The organism is Nitrosovibrio tenuis (genome assembly GCF_900109785.1).
Lineage (GTDB): Bacteria > Pseudomonadota > Gammaproteobacteria > Burkholderiales > Nitrosomonadaceae > Nitrosospira > Nitrosospira tenuis_A.
The window spans coordinates 301,081-321,779 of record NZ_FOBH01000001.1; the positions used below are offsets into that span (position 1 = coordinate 301,081).

Consider the following 20,699-nt stretch of genomic DNA (forward strand, 5'->3'; position numbering starts at 1 on the left):
TTATCAGTCAGACGCTTCCTTATACGCACAGCTATTTTATACTTGCTAATCAGGTAAAATTTGCCGTAAAATCACACCCTTTTCGGTTTCGGACCTCTCCATAGGCACATACATGGTCATTATTCGACTGGCGCGAGGCGGTGCCAAGAAACGCCCGTTTTTCAATATGGTAGTAGCGGATTCGCGCAACGCCCGCGATGGCAAATTCATAGAACGCATCGGCTTTTATAATCCCCGGGCGGCTGAAGGCGAAGAAGGACTGCGCATACAATTGGATCGTATTACATTTTGGCAATCACGAGGCGCGCAGTTATCAGAAACTGTGACGAGGCTGGTCAGGCAGTTTGGTGCGAAACAAAGAGCCGCGGGAAGCTGAAGAAGCTGAGCTAGGCAAAGTAACTGAACCAATGGTGGTGATGGGGCATGTTGCAGGCCCCTACGGTATATCGGGCTGGATCAAGGTTTTTCCCTATACCGAATATGTAGACGGACTGGCGGATTATCCGGCATGGTGGCTGGGCCGGGGCGATGGGAAATGGCGCGAAGTCAAAGTGAACGAATGCGCCATTCACGGAAGCATATTGACCGCTTTACTCGAGCATTACTCCGACCGTACCGCGGCGGCGCAGTTGAAAGGTCTTCAGGTTGCGATTCCTCGTAGTCAGTTGCCCGTTTTGTCAAAGAGCGGCGAAGATGGCTACTACTGGTCGGATCTGATCGGCCTTGAAGTCGTTAACCTGCAGGGTGAATCGCTGGGAAAAGTGACCGGGCTGCTTGAGACAGGCGCCAATGATGTGCTTCAAGTGCGAAGCCTGGAGGAAAGCGGAGGGGAAAGACTAATCCCTTTCATCAGTCAGGTTATTGTCAAGGTTGACTTGAGCACATCCCGAATTACGGCGGATTGGGGTCTGGACTATTAGTCATGACTTGTGAGATCGACGTCGTTACGCTATTCCCGGAAATGTTCGACGCGATCACGAAGTACGGGATAACAGGCCGGGCGAATGAAAACGCAATTTACCAGCTGCATACCTGGAATCCGCGCGACTTTACCACGGACAATTACCGGACAATAGACGATCGTCCGTACGGCGGAGGGCCGGGCATGGTGATGCTGGCGCAACCACTGGAAAAAGCCATTACGGCGGCCAGGACCAGGCAGGCAGCCAGCGGTGCGGCCAGGACAAGGGTGATTTATCTTTCACCGCAAGGGCGGCTTCTGAATCATGGCCTGGTAATGGAACTGCGCAAGGAACCGGCGTTGGTGTTACTTGCCGGGCGTTATGAAGGCGTGGATGAGCGCTTGATCGCGCGGCAGGTGGACGATGAAATTTCCATCGGCGATTATGTGCTTTCAGGCGGCGAACTGGCAGCGATGGTGCTGATAGATTGTCTGGTGCGACAAATGCCGGGCGCTCTGGGCGACGCGGAATCAGCCAATCAGGATTCCTTTGTAGAAGGATTGCTGGATTGTCCGCATTACACCCGGCCGGAAATATACGAAGGAAGCGTGGTGCCGGAGATTTTAACGTCGGGTAATCACGCCAGAATCAAACGCTGGCGTTTGCAGCAGTCCTTGGGCAGGACATGGTTGAGGCGCCCTGATCTGCTGGCGTTGAAAATTGAGAGCGGCCTGACAAGCGAAGAAGAGATGTTGCTGGAAGAATTCAAGCATGGCTATGAAGCTGATCCGAATTCAATCAAGAGCAACCGAAACCTGAGAAAATACAGCAAGGAGTCACAATGAACCTGATCGAACAACTCGAAAGCGAAGAAATCAGCCGCCTTGGCAAAACAATTCCCGACTTCGCTCCGGGAGATACCGTAGTCGTTAATGTCAAAGTGGTGGAAGGCGACCGCAAACGTATCCAGGCATACGAAGGCATCGTCATTGCCAAGCGCAACCGTGGTCTCAACTCGGCTTTCACCGTGCGTAAAGTTTCCAGTGGGGAAGGCGTGGAACGAACTTTTCAAACTTATTCGCCGCTGATTGCCAGTATAGAAATCAAACGTCGGGGCGATGTACGCCGCGCCAAGCTTTATTACTTGCGCGATCGTTCCGGTAAATCCGCACGTATTCGCGAAAAACTTCCCGCCCGTGCAGTAAAGAAAGAGGTTTGATGAAGAGAGACGGTAGGAGATGATCCAGCTCTATCTGACTCTCTATAATCACCTCCTACGTCTTATAACCCATACTTCTGGCAACGCGATCTAAATTCAAGTAAACGTTAGTAGCCCCTCAGTAGCCCCTCAGTAGTCCTTTGCCAGGCCGTAGCCATTCATTTCTGTTTTGGTTCCGGTTTATGCTCAATTTCGTTATACCAGACCTCATAAACATCGTCTGGCCACAGCGATTTGATCCAGACGATCACATCATCGATTTCCTGATTCGTTAGTTTGCCATCCCAGGCCGGCATACCTCCGACCCCGCCCGGGCTGCCTTTCCGGATCATTTCTTCAAGCGTTTCGGTTGAATGATGCCATGCATGGGCACTGCCATCCAGCGGTGGGGGGGGGTATTTGCCGTCGGCTCCCGGATTGCGCCAACCGGGGGTAGCCTCACCGTTTGGCCCATGGCAGCTCGCACAATTCTTCCTATAAACGGCCTCGCCACGCTTGATCTTTTCAGGGCTCAACTTGCGCGCCGCCAGGTTCTTTGGCGGTTCCACCGGAGCGGCCGCAGCCGGGGCCGGCTCCGCAGCCGGCTTGGCCGGTTCAGCCGCAGGAGTGGATTCCTTGACAGCGGGTGGTGCGGGCGCGGCAGCAGGTGGCGTCAGTGTTGCGGCGGGCGGTTTGGATTTGCCGCAACCGGAGATAAATCCCAACACGAGGCTTATCAGAAAGAAATAACGGATGCTCACAGCCACTCGCCTTTTTCGGAGAGCGGCACATGTAGATAAGTAAATATGGTTGAAGTCGGCACGGTTGAAGTCAGTTTGTTTTTCATATGCATATAGGTTCGATACGGAATTTCATGCTCTTCACTTCAGCTTCATTACGGATGCTTTCGGGTCGGAGGGGAGATGGCGGCTATATACTGTCGTATCGCCTTGCTTGTTGATTAAAAGCACGTCATAAGGATCGCTGCGTGCGCCCTCCATGCCGGGAGAGCCATGCGGCATGCCCGGTGCGGTCAGGCCTATAGCCCGGGGGCGCTCCTTGAGGAACCGCTTGATGTCTTCCGCTGGCACGTGACCCTCAATGGCATAGCCATCCACCAGAGCGGTATGGCATGAGCCAAGGTTGGTGGATATACCCGCGCGCTCACGCGCTTCCTTGTTACCCACATCGTGGGTGTTTACGGTAAAGCCGTTTGCGCGCATATGGTCGACCCATTTGGCGCAGCATTTACAGGTCGAGCTTTTGTAGACTTCGACGGTTGTCGTGGCATAGGCGGTCGCCGCACCGGACAACGCGCTGAAGAGAATGGATCCAGCTAATAACGTGCGAATAGGTGTTTTCATTTGGCCTCTACTTCGATTGTTCCTTTCATACCGGGGAAATTCATGCCTTTGAAGTGGCCTGGCAGCGGGCAGGCGAAGTCAACCATTCCGGCTTTGGTGAAATGCCACGTCAATTCTCCGGTCTTGCCCGGCTCGACGCTGACCTTGTTGGGTTCGTCCGGATGTTCCGTATCGGGAAATTTTTTCATCATTTTGCCATGTTTATCAATTTCTTCCGGAGTAGCGATCAGCATTTCATGCTTTTTCTTGCCGGCATTCTTAAGCATAAACTTTATCGTCTCGCCCTGTTTAACCTTTATTTCAGAGGGCTTATAGCGATTATCCACCATCGTTATCTCGATAGTGCGTGATATTTGGCCTGGGTCTCCCGGAGCGCCGATAGATTCGGCATCCTCATCGGCAAAGACAGCAGTCGAGATCAGGCTTAAGGTTAAAGCAGATACGAAAAAAATCCTTTTCATACGGTTCTCCTCTGATTCGCCGCCTTCCGATTTCCCCCCTTTGATTTTTCTCCTGATTCTCTCTCTTGTGACAGATGCCGAGCTCCCGCTTAGCACCTTATTCACCACCATGTATCGCGCCCGCCAATATAGCAAAAAAAGCCCAGCCGCCCAATACATAGTAGACAGTTATATTACACAGGCCTTCCGTTGCCGGGTTCTCATAGTCGGCATTCCAGGAAGGAGCGCGGTGATATGAGTACTAGAGCGCAGCAGCTTGCAGTTTTTATTGCCCCTTCGTCAGCGATTATTTGCCCTTGACCGCTGTAAATGATTACATATAGTGTCTAGCCAGAGATAGACTTGGAAAGCGGCCTTAGGTTCCTATTCATCCCGGTTAGAAAATACGATGAATTTGTATTTCTGGCTTGACCGGGAATCCGGCCCAACCAACAATGGATGACGAGATAATATATGGCTCAGGAACCTTCGAAAGCTCAGCAAAGGAATTGTAGAGATTACCTACATTGAAAAATAACTCCGCTTGCTCTGTTCTTCCGTCCACATGAAAACCCGTCCAAATACTCGCGTGCTTCGTTTATTTTATGCCCTGCCATGGATAATATCGGCATTCACGCTCTCCGGCTGTGTATCGCCCATCGCGCTTAACCGGGCCGTTGGCAGCTATGACGAGGCCATTGTCGATGCTGCATCGAAGCAGCTCCTGATGAATATCGCGCGCGCGCACCATCGCCAGCCCATACATTTCACGGGCGTTTCCAACATTGCGGCCACCTTCGATTTCCGCTTCAGTGCGGGCGGCACGCCCGCCTTGACCGGAAACGCTGGCGGCCTGCTTATGCCGGTATTCGGCGGCAGCGTCGCGGAGAATCCCACTATCAGCATTGTGCCAATTGAAGGGGAGGAATTCACCAAACGGCTGCTCACGCCGTTTCAGCAAAGCAAGCTCACTCTTCTGCTCCGCCAGCGCTACGATATCGACCTCTTGCTGAGACTGATGGCCCAGGAAGTACGCGTCCAGGGTCCAACGCAGGAGATTATTTATCGCAATACGCCCCCGGATTCGATCGGCTATGAGACGTTTCGCCGCATTGTTTTACATCTCTCTGCCATCCAGGATCAGAACCAGCTTTATGCTGAACCGTTGACTCTGGAACGCACCTGGACCGTTCCCGCCGGCTCGGTTTCAGCAGAAGGCTTTCAGGCTCTACAGAAAGAATTCTTCATACTCTATAACCAGCAGGACAATACTTACACACTTCGCAAGCAATTGGTGGGGCCGATCCTCATCACCAACTATGATCCAAGCACGTTGCCCGCGAACGAACGCGCGCAACTGAACGAGCGGGCAGGGGACTGGATCACTCATGATCTGGCGTTCGACATACGCGCCAATCATCCGGGAGGGGAATGGCCGATGAAAGGAGTTTTCCGGCTTAGAAGCTTCCACTCCATCCTCTATTTCCTCGGCCACTCGTTCGGTGATGAGCCGGAGTACCATGTCGGGCCGGATCCTCGGACCCCAGCGATTTCGAAAAACGAAAATCCGATCTCCACAATGGAGTTGATCGTTTCAGACTCGGCTCCGTCCCAAGGCGAACTTTTTATTCACTCACATGGCAAGTATTTCGTTGTCAATACAGGAGGTCCGCTCGCCCGATGGAACCGGGACTCCTTTCAGATGCTGTACCTCTTGTTTCAAATGACCATCACTGATTTGCCGCGCGTAGGCGTACCGAGTATTACCATCGCAAAATAGTTCATCTCAGAATAATTCATCTATTGGTAGCTTATCTATTGGGACGTGACGAATGGGGCGTGAAGCGGCTGTCGCCGGGAAGGTGTACAAAATCCGTTTTCATGATTTTCATAAACACGGTGTCTGTGCGCTTATCCCAAGTCGTTAATTGCCGGATCTGGATTTTAACAGCGCATCGGGCCCCCGGGTTGCCGCTCTGATCTCAACGATTTTGCGCCGCGAGTTAAGCCCGTGCTTGAGCGTCACCTGGCGCTGTGGCACACCAAACACGTTTGCAAGAAACTCCAGCAGCGCAGAGTTGGCGGCGCCCTCCACCGGCAAGGCAGCCAACCTGATTTTCAGCGCATCCCCATGCAATCCCGCAGCCTCGGTGTGCTTTGCGCAGGACTGAATGTGTAGGGTGAGGATAAGACGATGGCCACTGTCATCCTCTTCGCGTCGGCACCATGTATGGGACATTACGGGGAATGTTAAAACAGGCGGGAAATTTCCTTCTCCACGCCTGTTACCAAGAACAATAGCAACTGGATTCCTATCAGCACAAACAGGGGCGATAAATCAACATTGCCGATGGGTGGGAGCCGCTTGCGGATGATCCCCAGGAATGGACCGGTAAAGCTGTCGAGTGTCGGGGCCAGCGGGCTGTGTGGATTGAACCACGAAAGTACGGCCTGCATGATTACGGCTACCAGTACAATGTAAAGCGTCATCTTGATGATTTCTACCAGAGCGAGCAGACCTAGTCCGCCGAGCGCGATGCCGATGGTCGAGCTGAAGTCATAACCCTGAAGCATGTGTACACCTGCCAGCAGCATCAGTTGTGCAAGCCATGCCAGCAGCAAAGTGGGAAGATCCATGCCCCGGAAGCTGGGGATTATCCGCCGCGCGGGCCGTACCATAAAATCCGTGACCTTGATCAGAAATTGCGACAGCGGGTTGCGGTAGGGCGCGCGTAGCAGCTGCATATAAAAACGCAGCAGCAGCGCCAAGGAAAACAGTCCGAGAAAGGTGTCGAGCAGAAATATCAGCATCTGGTTGAGCATAACGGTTCCTGGGGATCGGTGACTGCTGAAACGTTATCCTGACGTTATCCTGTGCCAAGCTGGTCGCCCAACTCGCGTGATCGCTGGTAGGCTTCATTAACCGCCCTGATGATTGCATCCGCGACTCCATCCCTTTCGAGGGATGCTATTGCGCGTTCCGTGGTACCCCCTGGGGACGTTACCCGCGCGCGCAGCACGGCGGCGTCTTCGCTGCTCTGGATAGCAAGTTTTGCTGCACCTATAACTGTCTCAATGCTCAACTGTCGTGTCTGGGCCGCGTTCAACCCTAATTCACGCCCGGCCTTTTGAACCGCCTCGATGAAATAAAACACATAAGCCGGACCGCTGCCTGCAACCGCGGTCACCGCGTCCAGCAGCTCCTCCCGTTCGCACCATAGCACGGAGCCTACCGCGCAGAGTATGGACTCCGCATGGAGCCTACCTTCCCCATCCACCCCAGGTAAAGCATATAGGCCTGTCACAGCCGCGCGAACGAAAGCGGGAGTATTGGGCATGGCGCGAACTACCCTTCCGTAGCCACCCATCCAGCGAGATATATCCTTGGCGCGAATGCCGGCGGCAATGGAGATGACAAGATGATCAGAGAGCAGTGGCGCAAGCTCGCGCGCCACCGTTGAGAGCTGCTGAGGCTTTACCGCGAGCACTACCACGCTGGCACGGCTCACGCCTTCGGCGAGCTCTCCGGTCGCGGTCAAGTTGAATTCATGCTTTATTTTGTCGCGTTGTCCGGCGCTAATTTCCACCACACCTATTTGCGCAGGCGAATAACCCTGCTGCAATAGGCCGCCTAGCAACGCCCCAGCCATGTTGCCGCCGCCGATGAAGCAAATATTCATGGTGATCTTGTAGCTACAGCTACGCGATGGAAAACCGGATGATATACCAACCTCAGGATTTTATTTGAACCGGATCATGAAACGCATCTAAAACTCGGCATGGATCCTCATCCCGTAAATATTTACCGGGCCGCGATCAGCATTAAAGCCCGGGTTGGCAATATGCTGATAGTCGGCGGTCACCCACAGCGAACTCAACACATTGACGCTATAGAAGATATCCACCACGTGTTCTGCTCCCCTCTTGATCCGGCCGTCGCCGATAAAGCCGTCGACGCCCCCCATATTCAGGTATTTGGCATGTTGGCTCGAAATCCAGCCTGCAGCAAATCCAACTCCAAGCAAATCTCTTTTTCGGCCCCACCGGGAGCCATTGACCAAAGCCCCCAATGAGATCGATCTATCAGTCGAGGTATAGGAAAACACCTCAGTTTTGCCGTCGCTATACATCCCGCGCAAGAATATACCGATACCGTCCAGCACCTGCTGTTCAAGGTTGATACCTATGCCCATCTTGTCATTGGGTTTGCGGGCCCAGCATAAATCCGGGGCTGATGCGTTTCCTGATCCATAATTGAAGCCGGTACAGGTTGTGGCATTTTTATTGTGGTCCGATTGGAAGGCGGCAATGGCATCGCTGAATTTCCCCATGTTTTCATGGTTCCTATAAGCCAGTACTCTTATAGCACCTGGATGTCCGTACAAAAGATGCCTGCGCTCAAATTCAATCTGTTGTCCGTAATACTTGAATATCCTCGTGTCGAGAGGGAGTTGATTTGGATCGATGGAAGTGGCGACATGGCCGAAGCGCATCGTCCAGTTATCGTGAAAGTATTCGCCTACCGCACCCCAGGTATATCCTCTCGCATCGGCGGCGAAATCAAAGGCTGCATACGTCATGAAGGCCATGTTCAAAAATTGCCTGCGGAGATCGCCGGAGTATGAATTCCTATCGAAGAAATCGATTACGCTGAAATTGCCCACCCTGACAACGAGGCGCCTGCTATCCACGGTCGTGCCGAGCTGCATCGGATCAGAATCGAGTTGTATGCGTTCTCCTCCAAACCCCCAAGTCTGTTTGAAAAATAATCGAGATCGATAATAGATGGGGGTCTCGGAGCCACCTTTTTGCAGCTCGAAGTTTTGTATGGCTCCACCCAGCCCTTTCAAATCCGATAGAGGCCGCATGGATATCATTTCCGGCACGAAATAGACCTCGCCGCCATTCCATGTCTTGAGCCCGAGGTACAGGGTCGCGGTTCCGGTGAAGCTTCTTTCACTTCCCGGCAATAATGAATTAGTACTACCGTTGAGGTTGGTATATAAAGCGGGAAATCCGCTTTTCCAACTGGAAATATAAGTGAACTGTCCGTAGGCATTCCAGCGTTCGTTCTTCAGGTCGTGTAGCCCCTTTTTCGCCAGTACATTCATGAAATCGAATGCGTCCTGTGCTCGCGGGTCCGGTTCGGTAACGCCGGCTTGCGCTGGACCTAAGAAGAACACCATGTAGCAGAGAAGAAGTACTTCGAAGAGAAGCTCCGCTGTTCCCGTTGTTCGCCGTTTCTGAAGCGGGGAGTGTGGCGCCGTTCCTTTATTGGCATTCACTCGGCGGCTCTTACGAAAACTCTTGGCAGGATATCATCGGTTTCTGGCGCGTCCGACGCGGAATCGGAATCTGGTATTCTGGGAGAATGCAGCGACCAAACGGATCGATTCTGGACCGATTCTGGGTCGATTCGTCGATGAAACATCCCATGAGCGGGGCTCCTGAGAATCACTAGAAGCTGGGTACGAGATAGGAATTTGGCGGTACAAATTTTTCGATAAAGCCGCTGTCATAAACTTTATCTCCGCTTTGCTGCTTCTGGCTTATTTTCAGCTTATTTTTGGCAATACGGGCAATAAAAACTCGAACGCTGCCCCTGCCTGATATGGGAGACGGGTATGCCACATTTTCGGCAGGGCCGCCCGGTTCGCCCGTACACCCAGTATTGCTGCTGGAAATAGCCGGGATTACCCTCGCTGTTTACAAAATCGCGCAGGCTGCTGCCGCCGGCTTCAATCGCGAGATTGAGTATTTCCTTTATCGCCTGCGCCAGGGTTTCATATCTCCTTGCGCCAATCCGCCCCGCTGCGGTCACAGGATGAATGGCGGCGCGAAAGAGCGCTTCATTTGCATAAATATTGCCAACGCCCACAACGATACGGCTGTTCATCAGAACTTGTTTAATGCCAGCGCTACGCCCCCGTGTTTGTTGATATAGCAGATCTCCATTGAAAGCTTCGGTAAGCGGCTCGGGCCCCAGTTGAGCCAACAGCGGATGGCGCATGACATCGCCTGTTTCCCAAAGCAGGGCGCCAAAACGGCGCGGATCCCTGAAGCGAAGGACCATACCGCTATCAAAGACCAAATCAACATGGTCATGCTTTTCCGGCGGTGCCAACGCTGCCGGAGACAATAGCCTCAGGCTGCCCGACATGCCGAGATGCAAGATGAGTGTGCCCTCGCTCGAGTCAAACAAGAGGTATTTAGCGCGTCGTGTCACCTTGCCAATAGTCAGGCCGCCAAGCTTCTGCCCCAGATCGAGCGGCACTGGCCAGCGCAGCGCAGGATTTCTTACCGTTGCGTCGATAATGCGTTGCCCCTCGACATGCGGCCCGATACCACGGCGGATGACCTCGACCTCGGGCAGTTCAGGCATGCGATTCAGGCATGAGGGCCCCCATTAATTGGAGAATTCATCTGCTTTTTCGCTTCCACCATATGACGCAGCCGCTTGCGAAGAAGATCAGCGGCAAAATGATGAGGAAACCGGCAGTGATCACGATTTGCGATCTTTCACTCAAGATCAGACTGCTATCGGGCGTGACGCGAGGTGGGATAGAAATAAGATTTTCATCGCCCGCCAGCCAATTGACGAGATTAATGCCGAAATCCAGATTTTTTCCGTAGCCCAGGTAACTGTTAGCCAGAAAATAGCCGCTACCGATGACGGCCGCGCGCTGTTCCCGATCCTGCACGGTTCGGCTCAGCGCCACTGCGATACTTACAGGGCCCAACACATCATACATTTCATCGAAGGCAATTCCCGTATCGAGCTTGCCGGATTCAACCCATCCACCCTGTGCCGTTTCCACGAGCGGCACGCTGCGCCATTCCTGATTTTCGTTGAACGTTAGCTGGCGGGCGAAAGGAAATACCGTAATATAGTCGAAGTCCTGCGTGACGGGATGATGACCATAACTGGCGCCCAGCGCAAAGGTAATAGGCGCCTTTAACTGCTGGGCTTGAGGGTCAACCACCACCCCCGGGGTAAGCGTCAGGTCCAATTTTTCGGCCAGCGGTTGGAGCCCATGCAACGGCTCCTGATCCACTAGCCACAACAGGCTGCCGCCGCGTGCGATATACGCGAGCAGCTTTTCCATTTCTCCCTCTGTCAGATCAGCTTGTGGGGAGGAAATGATGAGCACACTGGTATCATGCGGTACACCCGGGGCCGTGGCGAGATTGAGAGAGCCGATTTTAAAACCCTTGGTCACCAGGTTTTTGCCAAACTCACCCAAATCGCGATTGGCGATGCCATCGAGCTTGCGTTCGCCGTGCCCCGCCAGAGCCATCACGCGCCTTTCGCCGGGCCGCGCCATTCGCATCAACAAATTGGTTAGCGCCTGCTCGTCGAATGTTCTAAGATGCTCGCGCCTACCCTTGAACTCGACGATCATTTCCCCATTAGCCTGGACATCCGCTTCCTGCGCAAGTTTGGGCTGTTCCGAGGGGTCGACGAACATGACCTCGAAATCGGGTTTCGCCCGCTGATAGCGAGATAGGAACTCCTCGATTATTTTGCGCACATTCCCCAGTTGGGCATCCTGAGCTGTGGCGTACACGGTGACCCTAAGCGGGCCATCAAGTTTTTTCAGCACTTCCACGCTTGCCTTGCTCAAACTGTTCCGTCCGCCTTGGCTGATGTCCCACGCAACCCGCGTTTGCAACGCCAGATAACCCAGCAGCCCGGCCAGCGAGATCAACAACGCCGTAAACAGGCCATTTTGCGCCAGCCGGCGCGTGCGCAGCCTATTATCTGCCGCAGCCATTATTCACCATTTGCACAGCTTCAACCGCTTATCCGCTCCCTATCCAGTCGGCGAACGGATAGCGTGAGAAAAATAACGATAAATAAAGCAAAATATACGAGGTCAAACGTGTCGATCACGCCGCGATTGAAACCTTCGTAATGGGCGAGCAAGGAAAAGTTGCGCATGATACTGTCCTTGTTATCATCTGCTACGTTGTCGATCACCCATAACCCCAGCAATATCCCGAGCGTGCCGGCGCCCGCGGTGGCGGGCTGAGCACTTAGCGTCGAAATATAAAGACCCAGAGCGGCGAAGCAAGCGCAGAGCAGGACCAGGCCCGCGACATTGCCCAGTAACAAGCCTACATCCATGGAACCGCCCGCCAGCAGGGAAATCGACAGCGCGACGACCAGAGCAATTATCACGGAGAAAAAAAACATCAGGCCGAGAAATTTTCCCAACACGATGTCCGCCATCGAAATGGGGGCGGAAACAAGGAAGGTCAGGGTATGGCTGCGGCGCTCACCGGCGATAAGCCGCGCGGTCAAGAGAGGAGAAATCATCAGCAGTACTACCGCAGCCATGGCGAATAACGGCGCGATAATGAATTCGGTCGCTCCAGGCGGATTGGCGATTTTTACCAGTTGTGGCTGAATTTTCAGAAATATATCGAGATGAGCCAGAAAAATCCAGGTCAGCACGCATTGCATCAGCGCAAGGATTACCCAGGCAAGCGGCGAGCTAAACAATATTTTTAGTTCCTTTCGCGCAATCGCGATCATGGCGTCAAAGAGGTACCGGGACATTCAATGTTCATGGTATACCGCATAAATATCTCTTCCAGGCTCGCTCCCTTCTGTTTCAGCTCGTTTACTGAATCTGAGAATACCGTGCGACCCCCGTGCAAGATGTGCACCCGGTCGCATACCGCCTCAACCTCAGACAGGATATGGGTCGATAAAATGACGCTGTGTTTCGCGCCAAGTTCGCGAATCAGAGATCGGATATCGCGCATCTGGTTAGGGTCGAGCCCCACCGTTGGCTCATCGAGGATGATAACATCGGGACCATGGATAAGCGCCTGGGCAATCCCGACCCGCTGCTGATAGCCTTTCGAGAGCAAGCCGATCAAACGCTCCCTTGTGTTGCCAAGCCCACAGCGTTGCACAACCTCGTCCAATGCGGCCTCAATTTTTGCCTTTGCCACATGATGCAGCCTGGCGGCGAGCCTCAAGTATTCGCCCACTGTCAATTGGCGGTAGAGAGGGGGTATTTCAGGCAGATATCCGATATGTGACTTGGCTTCGCGCGGCTTATCCAGCAGATCGACCCCACAGATTTTGATTACGCCAGCGCTTGGGGCAAGGTTGCCGGTCAGCATGCGCATGATTGTGGTTTTGCCGGCGCCATTGGGGCCAAGGAGGCCCAGCACCTCGCCACGCCTCAGTTCGAGGTTGACGTCGTGCGCGGCAGCGCGAGTGCCGAAATAGCGGCACAGGCCCTTAACTGATAAGGTCGGGGAAACAATTTGTTCGGTCATTAAAACGGGAAAGCAATTTGGGCTGCATGAAAGCTTTTACGTAATTCTTGCCGGATGCCAAAAGCCCGGTACTCATTCGGAACCTTCGATTTGTCGCGGATCATCTGTTAACGCATTTGCAAATCCACTTCGCTGCTCTTGCATTCACTTGTTCAGCTGTCCACTTGTGATAAGCGCAAAATATACCTAATATGTGGCCTGTGCCGAAAGACTTAGCCCCCGCCTTTGCCTTATTTTCAAAATCTTGCCTGGACTTCCCACATGAGCCTAAAAATTCCCGGCGCATTGTTGCTGCTGACCTTTTTCGCCGCCTGTACGCAGATGCCAGCCAAGACGGATGTAAAGGCCAACGCTGGCAAGCCTGCAGAGAAGAGCCAAGCAGGACAGCAAAAATTACCCAGTCAGAATTTGACCGAGCCGATACTGTTCGACTTTTTGCTGGCAGAAACGGCTCTGCAGCGCGGCGATCAGGATCTGGCCATCCGTACTTATCTCAAACTCGCGAGAACCACCCGCGATCCGCGCGTCGCGCAGCGCGCCACTGAAATTGCCCTTCATTCACGCCAAGCCATGCCCGCGCTCGAAGCAGCGCGGATATGGGTTGAGCTTGAGCCGGATTCGGTAAACGCCCGCCAGACAGTGGCGGCACTGCTGGTGAATATTGATCGGCTGGACGAAGCCCGGCCCCATCTGGAGAAATTGCTGGCCTCGGAAGGAGGAAATGTCGGAGAGGCTTTCATGCAACTCAACGGCGTGCTGATACGCAACTCGAACAAGAACGCCATATTTGAATTGGTGAAGCAGCTTGCTCAACCTTATCCCGATCTGCCGGAAGCCCATTTTGCCGTCTCCCAGGCGGCATGGTTCGCCAATCAGTTCGATATCGCGGAGGCAGAGATGAAGAAGGCCCTTGCACTCCGGCCTGAATGGGAGATTGCGGCAATATATCAGGGGCGGATACTGGCGCGTACCTCCAATGCCAGCGCTATTGAATTTTTCGAAGATTATCTCAAGCGTTATCCCAAAGCCAACGATACACGTATCACCTATGCACGGCTATTGTTGGCGGAAAAAAGTTATGTCAAGGCACGCGAACAGTTCCAGCAACTGCTGGCGGAAAATCCGGGCAATGCAGATGTCGCCGTCGCGGTCGGTTTGCTCTCCCTGGAATTGCGCGATTACGACGTGGCCGAGTTGAATTTCAAAAAAGCGCTGGAACTCGATTACAGAGATCCCGGTATGGTGCGCTTCTATCTCGGAGGTATTTACGAAAAAACCCAGCATCCTGATAGAGCGATGGAAGCCTATCGCTCCGTGACGAGCGGCAATCAATATATACCCGCGCAAGTCCGGTATGCGCTGCTGTTGAGCAAAACGGGAAAAATAAACGAGGCTCTTCAGCACTTGCAACAGGTGCCGGTTGCAAACGATCAGCAGCGCGCGCAGTTGGTTATCGCTGAGGCGCAATTATTGAGGGAATCGGGCGCCTATCAAAAAGCTTTCCGTTTACTCAGTAATGGTTTGGATAAGCTTCCAGACTCGCCGGAGCTTCTCTATGATCACGCCCTCGCAGCAGAAAAAATCGGTAAGACCGATATCATGGAAAAGGACTTACGCAAGCTGATCCAATTACGACCCGATCATGCCCACGCGTATAACGCTCTTGGGTACGGGCTTGCGGAACATAGCAATCGCCTTGGGGAAGCGCTTGAACTCATTGAGAAAGCGATTCAACTCTCTCCTAACGATCCCTATATCATGGATAGCCTGGGTTGGGTGCATTACCGTATGGGAAACATCAACCAAGGGCTCAGTTTCCTCAGGCAGGCGTTCGGAATGAACCCTGATCCTGAAATTGCAGCCCATCTGGGTGAGGTCCTCTGGGTGCAGGGAACAAAGGAAGAGGCAAAGGAAATCTGGCAATCGGCGCTCAAAAACCACCCCGGCAATGAGGCATTACTCAGTACCATGAAGAAATTCATGAAATAGCAGATAGCAGAGCGCGCCGTAAAGCTGTAGAGATGCCAAAATGATAAATCGTGCCGGTGTAGCACCGGTTCAGTTCATGCGCTTTGTTCTTCCGTGGTGGAGCCTGTTTTTATGCGCGCCGCCTTTTTTTGCCGGTTGCGCGCTAACTCCTCCCACCCATAAAAATAACGTAGTCAGAACGATCTTCACCGAGCCGGTGGCCGGTACCGTGGACACGAAGTCCGCAAACTTCTTGCTAAGCGGCAGGGTAGCGGCGAAAGGAGGCAGGGAGAATTTTTCCGGCGGAGTGCAATGGCGTCATGCTGAAAGCGAGGATGAAATTCTTCTGCTTTCTCCGTTGGGGCAGGCCCTGGCACAGATCCAGCTCAATCCTGGCGGGGCATATCTGATCACGTCCGACCAGCAGAATTATTCTGCAGCCGATGTCGAAGGTCTGACTGAGCAAGTGCTGGGATGGCATTTGCCGCTCATGGGTTTGCAATATTGGGTTCAGGGTATAAATTCGCCCATCACGGCGTCTGAAATCGATCTGGATATTGAGGGTCGGGTCGTAGGTATCCGGCAGGACGGATGGAGCATTGACTATTCGAGTTATTTTCCCGTGTCAGCGGTACATATTGCCCAGACTCAGGCTGCGCGACCCAGATTACTGCTGCTCAAACGCGGCGATCTGCAGATAAAACTCATAATAGACACCTGGAATTCCGATGGCAACTAAAGCATCCGTACATACAGGGGTATATACAAGACCTCTTTCGAGGCTCTTTCGCGGATGAATAAGCTCGTTTGCGCTGCCCCGGCAAAACTTAACCTGTTCCTTCACGTGGTGGGGCGCAGGGAGGATGGCTATCACCTCTTGCAAACAGTTTTTCGTTTACTGGATTTTTCGGATCAACTGCAATTCGCTTTGCGGGACGACGGAGTGATCAAATTGCACACGCCCATCCCCGGCGTGCCGGAGGAAAAGGATTTATGCGTACGCGCCGCTAAGTTGCTGCAAGAGGAAAGCGGGATTTCGCTGGGCGCGGATATCTTCCTCGATAAACGTATTCCTATGGGCGGAGGCCTGGGCGGAGGCAGTTCCGATGCCGCCACAACATTGCTTGCGCTTAACCGCTTGTGGGGGTTAGGCTGGAAAAGAGACCCCTTGTTGAAGCTGGGGCTGAGTTTGGGTGCGGATGTGCCGGTGTTCATTTTCGGTGAAAATGCTTTTGCGCAAGGCGTAGGCGAAAAACTCTCGGCTATCGCGCTGCCGCCGGCCTGGTATCTCGTGCTGACGCCGCCCGTACACGTACCGACCGCGCAGGTTTTTGGCAGTAAGGAATTGACACGAAACACGATTCCCATCAAAATACCGCCCTTTTCCGTCGAGCGCGGACATAATGACCTTGAGCCTGTGGTATGCCGCTCTTATCCGGAGGTGGCACGCCATCTGGAATGGCTCAAACAGCTCGACAATGCCAGGATGACGGCAATGACCGGCTCCGGTGCATGCGTATTTTCCGAATTCGCCACGGAGGCAGCGGCAAGAACGGCGCTGGCGCAGGTCCCGGCCGATATGAAAGGTTTTGTGACCCAGGGATTGGATCGTCATCCTATGCATGATTTTGTGGAACAGTAATTCTGGGGAGTCGCCAAGCGGTAAGGCACCGGATTTTGATTCCGGCATTCGTAGGTTCGATCCCTACCTCCCCAGCCAGTTTTCAGTCTTATCTAGGATCAGCCAGACAAGCAGATGTTGAGGACAATCTCCTCAATTCCCCGTTTTCGAATCTTCAACCCTTCAACCCATAACTTTCGTTCATGGCCTACGATAGCTTGATGGTCTTTACCGGCAACGCCAATCCCAAGCTGGCGCAGGACGTGGTCCGCCACCTCAATATCCGCGTGGGCCGCGCAACCGTAGGCCGCTTCAGCGACGGCGAAATAATGGTGGAAATACTGGAGAATGTCCGCGGCAAGGATGTCTTCGTGCTGCAATCTACCTGCATGCCGACCAACGACACTTTGATGGAGTTGCTGGTGCTCGTAGACGCGCTGAAGCGTGCTTCCGCCGGGCGGATTACAGCGGCGATGCCTTATTTCGGTTACGCTCGCCAGGACAGAAGGCCGCGCTCGGTGCGGGTGCCGATCACCGCCAAAGTTGTGGCGAATATGCTGACGACGGTCGGGATAGACCGGTTGTTGACCATGGATCTGCATTCGGACCAGATTCAGGGGTTTTTCGATATCCCCGTGGATAACATCTATAGCATGCCCATCCTGCTAGGCGATTTATGGAAAAACAATCACCAGAATCTGGTGGTGGTTTCACCGGATGTGGGCGGGGTGGTGCGGGCCAGGCAGATGGCCAAACGCCTGGAATGCGACCTGGCCATCATCGACAAGCGGCGGCCCAAAGCCAATGTTGCCAAGGTGATGAACATAATCGGGGAAGTGGAAGGTCGCACCTGCGTCATCATGGACGACATGGTGGATACCGCCAACACCTTGTGTGAAGCAGCCCGTGCCCTGAAAGAGCATGGGGCGGAGAACGTGCTGGCTTATTGCACCCATCCGGTATTGTCCGGCAATGCGGTGGAGCGAATCGAGAATTCCGCCCTCGACAAGCTGGTAGTTACCGATACCATCCCCCTGCGCGAGGATGCCAAAGCCTGTGCTCGCATTCATCAGTTGAGCGTGGCAAGTTTGCTTGCAGAGACTGTGCTGAGGATCAGTAACGAGGATTCCGTAAGTTCGCTGTTCATGGAATAGCACACCGCTCCCCGAAGTTACGACAGTATTCGCTAACACACTGGTATCAGTAACATACATAGCAGTACTTAAGGTTTATTAATCGGATCATCTGGTCGCGGATGATCCATATTTTTGGAGAAAACGATGCAGATTGAAATCAGCGCGCAAAAGCGCACGTTGCAGGGCAAAGGTGCGAGCCGCCGCCTGCGTGGCTCCGGCAAAGTGCCGGGAGTCGTTTACGGCGGAGAAAACCCGGCCCAGGCCATCGAGCTGGACCATAACAACCTATACCATCAGCTCAAGCTGGAAGCCTTCCATGCGTCCATCCTGACTATGGATGTGGAAGGGCAGAAAGAACCTGTACTGCTGCGCGACATACAGATGCACCCCTTCAAATTGCAGGTGCTGCATATCGATTTTCAACGGGTCGATCCAAACAAGAAAATACACATGAAAGTGCCCCTGCACTTCATCAATGCGGAAATTTCGCCGGGGGTAAAACTTTCCGGTGGAATCGTCAGCCATGTGCTTACCGAGCTGGATGTTTCCTGTCTGCCTAAGGATCTGCCGGAATTCATTACGGTGGATCTGGCTGATCTGGCCGCTGGTCATACCCTACATTTGAGCGACCTTAAAATGCCGGAAGGGGTGGAAATTCCCGCGCTTCTGAAAGGCGAGAATTTACCCGTGGCGACTATCGTCATCCCGCGCTCGGTGGCTGCCGAGGAAGCGGCTGCCGTCGTGTCCGCGGCGGAGATTCCGACAACTGTACAGAAGAAAGAGGGTGTCGCAAAAGAGGGCGAAAAGAAGGATGCCGGGAAGAAAGAAGCTGGGAAGAAGAAATAACACACCGTGCTTTTCCATATCGCCCGCTGGAGTCATGTCGGTTCCGGCGGGCTTTTCATTTTGTAAGCTGGAACAGATTTTTATTTCTGATATTCGATGAAGCTGGTCGTCGGTCTTGGCAATCCGGGTAAGCAATATGCGGCTACGCGCCACAATGCGGGCACATGGTGGATATCACGGCTGGCCGATGTGCTGCATATCACCTTAAAGGCCGAGCCCAGGTTTCATGGATTGTGCGCGCGCATAGGCCAAGGCGATTCAGAGGTGTGGTTCCTCAATCCGCAGACCTACATGAACGCCAGCGGCAAAGCGGTGGCGGCCTTGTGCCACTACTATAAAATCCAGCCTGAAAGCATTCTGGTGGTGCACGACGAGCTGGATTTGCCGCCGGGCACTTCCCGGCTGAAACTGGATGGCGGGCTGGGCGGACACAATGGGTTGAAGGACATCGCCGCGCATCTCTCCACCAAGAATTTTTGGCGCCTGCGCATCGGCATCGGTCATCCCGGCGATAAAAATGCCGTGATAAATTATGTATTGCAGCCCCCCCGCAAGGAAGAAGCGGCGCTCATAGACGACTCGATTCAGCGTAGCCTCGAGGTCTGGCCGCTCATCGCGGAAGGCCATTATCAGGCAGCAATGATGAAGCTGCACACCACGGCCTAGGCACTGAAAAATATGCAAGGCAAAGCCTGAACAGAGCGGTTATGGCCTATTTTCGATTTTCTATAACTCGGGCTCGCGCTTGACACAGTATTAATAAACTATGAGCCTGAAATGCGGTATCGTCGGGTTGCCCAATGTGGGCAAATCCACTTTATTTAATGCCCTGACAAAGGCGGGGATCGCGGCGGAGAACTACCCGTTCTGCACCATCGAGCCCAATATCGGCATCGTCGAGGTCCCCGACAAGCGGCTGGCCGAACTGACCGCTATCGTCAAGCCGCAAAAGGTGCAGCCCGCCATCGTCGAGTTTGTGGACATTGCCGGACTCGTTGCCGGGGCATCCAAAGGCGAAGGGTTGGGGAACAAGTTTCTCGCCACCATTCGCGAAACCGATGGCATCATCAATATGGTGCGCTGCTTCGTCAATGACAACGTCGTGCACGTTGCCGGCAATGTGGACCCGGTTTCGGACATCGAAACCATACAGACCGAACTGGCGCTGGCCGATCTGGCAACGGTGGAAAAAGCGTCGCAACGCGAAACCAAGCTCGCCAAATCAGGCAATAAGGATGCGATCAAGTTTGTGGCATTGCTGGAGGCCGTGCGCGCGCACCTCGATCAGGGCAAACCTGTGAGGAGCCTGGGGCTGGACCAGGAGCAGCGACAACTGTTGAAGCCGCTTTGCCTGCTGACCGCCAAACCGGCGATCTATATTGCCAATGTCGACGAGAAAGGGTTTAACGATAATCCGCTGCTGACCCGTGTGCAGGAATATGCCGCGCGCGAGGACGCCCCGGTGGTGCCGATCTGCGCCGCGCTCGAATCTGAAATTGCCGAGATGCCGGACGAGGACAAGCAGATCTTTCTGGCCGATATGAACCTGGATGAGCCGGGGCTGAACCGGCTCATCCGTGCCGCCTACCAACTGCTCGGACTGCAAACCTACTTTACCGCGGGCGTGAAAGAGGTGCGCGCCTGGACCATTTCAAAAGGCGATACCGCTCCTCAAGCCGCTGCCGTGATTCATACCGATTTCGAGAAAGGCTTCATCCGCGCCGAAGTTATCGGTTATGACGACTTCATCGCCTGCAAAGGGGAGCAGGGCGCGAAGGAGGCGGGGAAAATGCGGCTGGAGGGGAAGGAATACGTAGTCAAGGATGGCGATGTGATGCACTTCCGGTTTAACGTCTAATCCAGAACGGCGGTCAAGAAATGATACTTCATTCCGACGCTCGATATATTTTGGATTACAGTTTTATTG

General features: G+C 53.7%; 23 protein-coding genes and 1 tRNA gene. 13 read left to right on the top strand and 11 right to left on the bottom strand.

Translation table 11 applies throughout. The annotated features are described in order from the left end of the window. Nucleotides 1-112 precede the first annotated feature (112 nt). The 4 genes from rpsP to rplS are packed head-to-tail and all read left to right on the top strand — an operon-like array spanning nt 113 to nt 2,121. Nucleotides 113-376 carry a 30S ribosomal protein S16 gene (gene rpsP / locus BMX00_RS01360; protein WP_090826235.1) on the top strand — a complete coding sequence of 88 codons (264 nt, stop codon included), beginning with the start codon at nt 113-115 and terminating at the stop codon, nt 374-376. Between the two features lie 31 nt (nt 377-407). Beyond that, entirely contained in the window at nt 408-920 is a 513-nt protein-coding gene (gene rimM / locus BMX00_RS01365) for a ribosome maturation factor RimM (protein WP_090826238.1), read from the top strand. Between the two features lie 2 nt (nt 921-922). Beyond that, nucleotides 923-1,747 carry a tRNA (guanosine(37)-N1)-methyltransferase TrmD gene (gene trmD, locus BMX00_RS01370; RefSeq protein WP_090826241.1) on the top strand — a complete coding sequence of 275 codons (825 nt, stop codon included), beginning with the start codon at nt 923-925 and terminating at the stop codon, nt 1,745-1,747. Continuing rightward, nucleotides 1,744-2,121: a 50S ribosomal protein L19 gene (gene rplS / locus BMX00_RS01375; RefSeq protein WP_090826244.1), complete on the top strand. Its 378-nt coding sequence runs from the start codon at nt 1,744-1,746 to the stop codon at nt 2,119-2,121. Before trmD ends, rplS begins: the two co-directional genes overlap by 4 nt. A gap of 158 nt (nt 2,122-2,279) precedes the next feature. Here the strand turns inward: rplS and BMX00_RS01380 are convergent, their stop codons facing one another. From BMX00_RS01380 to BMX00_RS01390, 3 genes are all read right to left on the bottom strand, one after another. After that, the gene (locus tag BMX00_RS01380; RefSeq protein WP_090826247.1) at nt 2,280-2,861 is read right to left on the bottom strand and encodes a c-type cytochrome; all 582 of its coding nucleotides are present in this window, start codon (nt 2,859-2,861) and stop codon (nt 2,280-2,282) included. Nucleotides 2,862-2,981: 120 nt separating this feature from the next. After that, the gene (locus BMX00_RS01385; protein WP_090826250.1) at nt 2,982-3,464 is read right to left on the bottom strand and encodes a DUF411 domain-containing protein; all 483 of its coding nucleotides are present in this window, start codon (nt 3,462-3,464) and stop codon (nt 2,982-2,984) included. Beyond that, entirely contained in the window at nt 3,461-3,925 is a 465-nt protein-coding gene (locus tag BMX00_RS01390; RefSeq protein ID WP_090826252.1) for a cupredoxin domain-containing protein, read from the bottom strand. The genes BMX00_RS01385 and BMX00_RS01390 overlap by 4 nt, the downstream gene beginning before the upstream one ends. Nucleotides 3,926-4,469: 544 nt before the next feature. Here BMX00_RS01390 and BMX00_RS01395 point away from each other — a divergent pair. Further along, nucleotides 4,470-5,684, top strand: a complete 1,215-nt coding sequence (locus BMX00_RS01395) for an aldose epimerase family protein (protein ID WP_090826255.1) — start codon at nt 4,470-4,472, stop codon at nt 5,682-5,684. 144 nt (nt 5,685-5,828) lie between these two features. Here the strand turns inward: BMX00_RS01395 and BMX00_RS01400 are convergent, their stop codons facing one another. From BMX00_RS01400 to BMX00_RS01435, 8 genes are all read right to left on the bottom strand, one after another. Further along, complete coding sequence (locus BMX00_RS01400; protein WP_090826258.1) at nt 5,829-6,143, bottom strand: DUF167 domain-containing protein; 315 nt, start codon at nt 6,141-6,143, stop codon at nt 5,829-5,831. 11 nt (nt 6,144-6,154) lie between these two features. Beyond that, complete coding sequence (locus BMX00_RS01405) at nt 6,155-6,727, bottom strand: YggT family protein (protein WP_090826260.1); 573 nt, start codon at nt 6,725-6,727, stop codon at nt 6,155-6,157. 44 nt (nt 6,728-6,771) lie between these two features. Beyond that, nucleotides 6,772-7,584, bottom strand: a complete 813-nt coding sequence (proC, locus tag BMX00_RS01410) for a pyrroline-5-carboxylate reductase (protein ID WP_090826263.1) — start codon at nt 7,582-7,584, stop codon at nt 6,772-6,774. A gap of 87 nt (nt 7,585-7,671) precedes the next feature. Next, entirely contained in the window at nt 7,672-9,189 is a 1,518-nt protein-coding gene (locus BMX00_RS01415) for a carbohydrate porin (protein WP_245727504.1), read from the bottom strand. A gap of 275 nt (nt 9,190-9,464) precedes the next feature. Beyond that, entirely contained in the window at nt 9,465-10,286 is an 822-nt protein-coding gene (mutM, locus tag BMX00_RS01420) for a bifunctional DNA-formamidopyrimidine glycosylase/DNA-(apurinic or apyrimidinic site) lyase (protein WP_090826269.1), read from the bottom strand. Nucleotides 10,287-10,323: 37 nt separating this feature from the next. Continuing rightward, a complete protein-coding gene (locus BMX00_RS01425; RefSeq protein ID WP_090826272.1) occupies nt 10,324-11,679 on the bottom strand; it encodes a GldG family protein in 1,356 nt (451 codons plus the stop codon). Nucleotides 11,680-11,699: 20 nt separating this feature from the next. After that, nucleotides 11,700-12,467: an ABC transporter permease gene (locus BMX00_RS01430; protein WP_245727506.1), complete on the bottom strand. Its 768-nt coding sequence runs from the start codon at nt 12,465-12,467 to the stop codon at nt 11,700-11,702. Next, entirely contained in the window at nt 12,440-13,201 is a 762-nt protein-coding gene (locus BMX00_RS01435) for an ABC transporter ATP-binding protein (RefSeq protein ID WP_090826279.1), read from the bottom strand. The genes BMX00_RS01430 and BMX00_RS01435 overlap by 28 nt, the downstream gene beginning before the upstream one ends. Nucleotides 13,202-13,462: 261 nt before the next feature. Between BMX00_RS01435 and BMX00_RS01440 the strand changes: the two genes are divergently transcribed. From BMX00_RS01440 to ychF, 8 genes are all read left to right on the top strand, one after another. Further along, nucleotides 13,463-15,190, top strand: coding sequence for a tetratricopeptide repeat protein (locus tag BMX00_RS01440; protein ID WP_090826281.1), 1,728 nt, complete (start codon nt 13,463-13,465; stop codon nt 15,188-15,190). 40 nt (nt 15,191-15,230) lie between these two features. Next, nucleotides 15,231-15,908: a lipoprotein insertase outer membrane protein LolB gene (gene lolB / locus BMX00_RS01445; protein WP_090826284.1), complete on the top strand. Its 678-nt coding sequence runs from the start codon at nt 15,231-15,233 to the stop codon at nt 15,906-15,908. 54 nt (nt 15,909-15,962) lie between these two features. Further along, complete coding sequence (gene ispE, locus BMX00_RS01450; protein WP_090826288.1) at nt 15,963-16,811, top strand: 4-(cytidine 5'-diphospho)-2-C-methyl-D-erythritol kinase; 849 nt, start codon at nt 15,963-15,965, stop codon at nt 16,809-16,811. A gap of 3 nt (nt 16,812-16,814) precedes the next feature. Further along, nucleotides 16,815-16,889: transfer RNA gene (locus tag BMX00_RS01455), tRNA-Gln, on the top strand. A 104-nt stretch (nt 16,890-16,993) separates the two neighbouring features. Next, nucleotides 16,994-17,944 (top strand): ribose-phosphate pyrophosphokinase, encoded by a 951-nt coding sequence (locus tag BMX00_RS01460; RefSeq protein WP_090826291.1) that lies wholly within the window; start codon nt 16,994-16,996, stop codon nt 17,942-17,944. Nucleotides 17,945-18,070: 126 nt separating this feature from the next. Further along, on the top strand, nt 18,071-18,772 hold the full coding sequence (locus tag BMX00_RS01465) for a 50S ribosomal protein L25/general stress protein Ctc (protein WP_090826294.1): 702 nt from the start codon (nt 18,071-18,073) through the stop codon (nt 18,770-18,772). Between the two features lie 96 nt (nt 18,773-18,868). Further along, entirely contained in the window at nt 18,869-19,438 is a 570-nt protein-coding gene (gene pth / locus BMX00_RS01470; RefSeq protein ID WP_090826297.1) for an aminoacyl-tRNA hydrolase, read from the top strand. Between the two features lie 100 nt (nt 19,439-19,538). Then, nucleotides 19,539-20,630 (top strand): redox-regulated ATPase YchF, encoded by a 1,092-nt coding sequence (gene ychF / locus BMX00_RS01475; protein ID WP_090826300.1) that lies wholly within the window; start codon nt 19,539-19,541, stop codon nt 20,628-20,630. Nucleotides 20,631-20,699 lie beyond the last annotated feature (69 nt).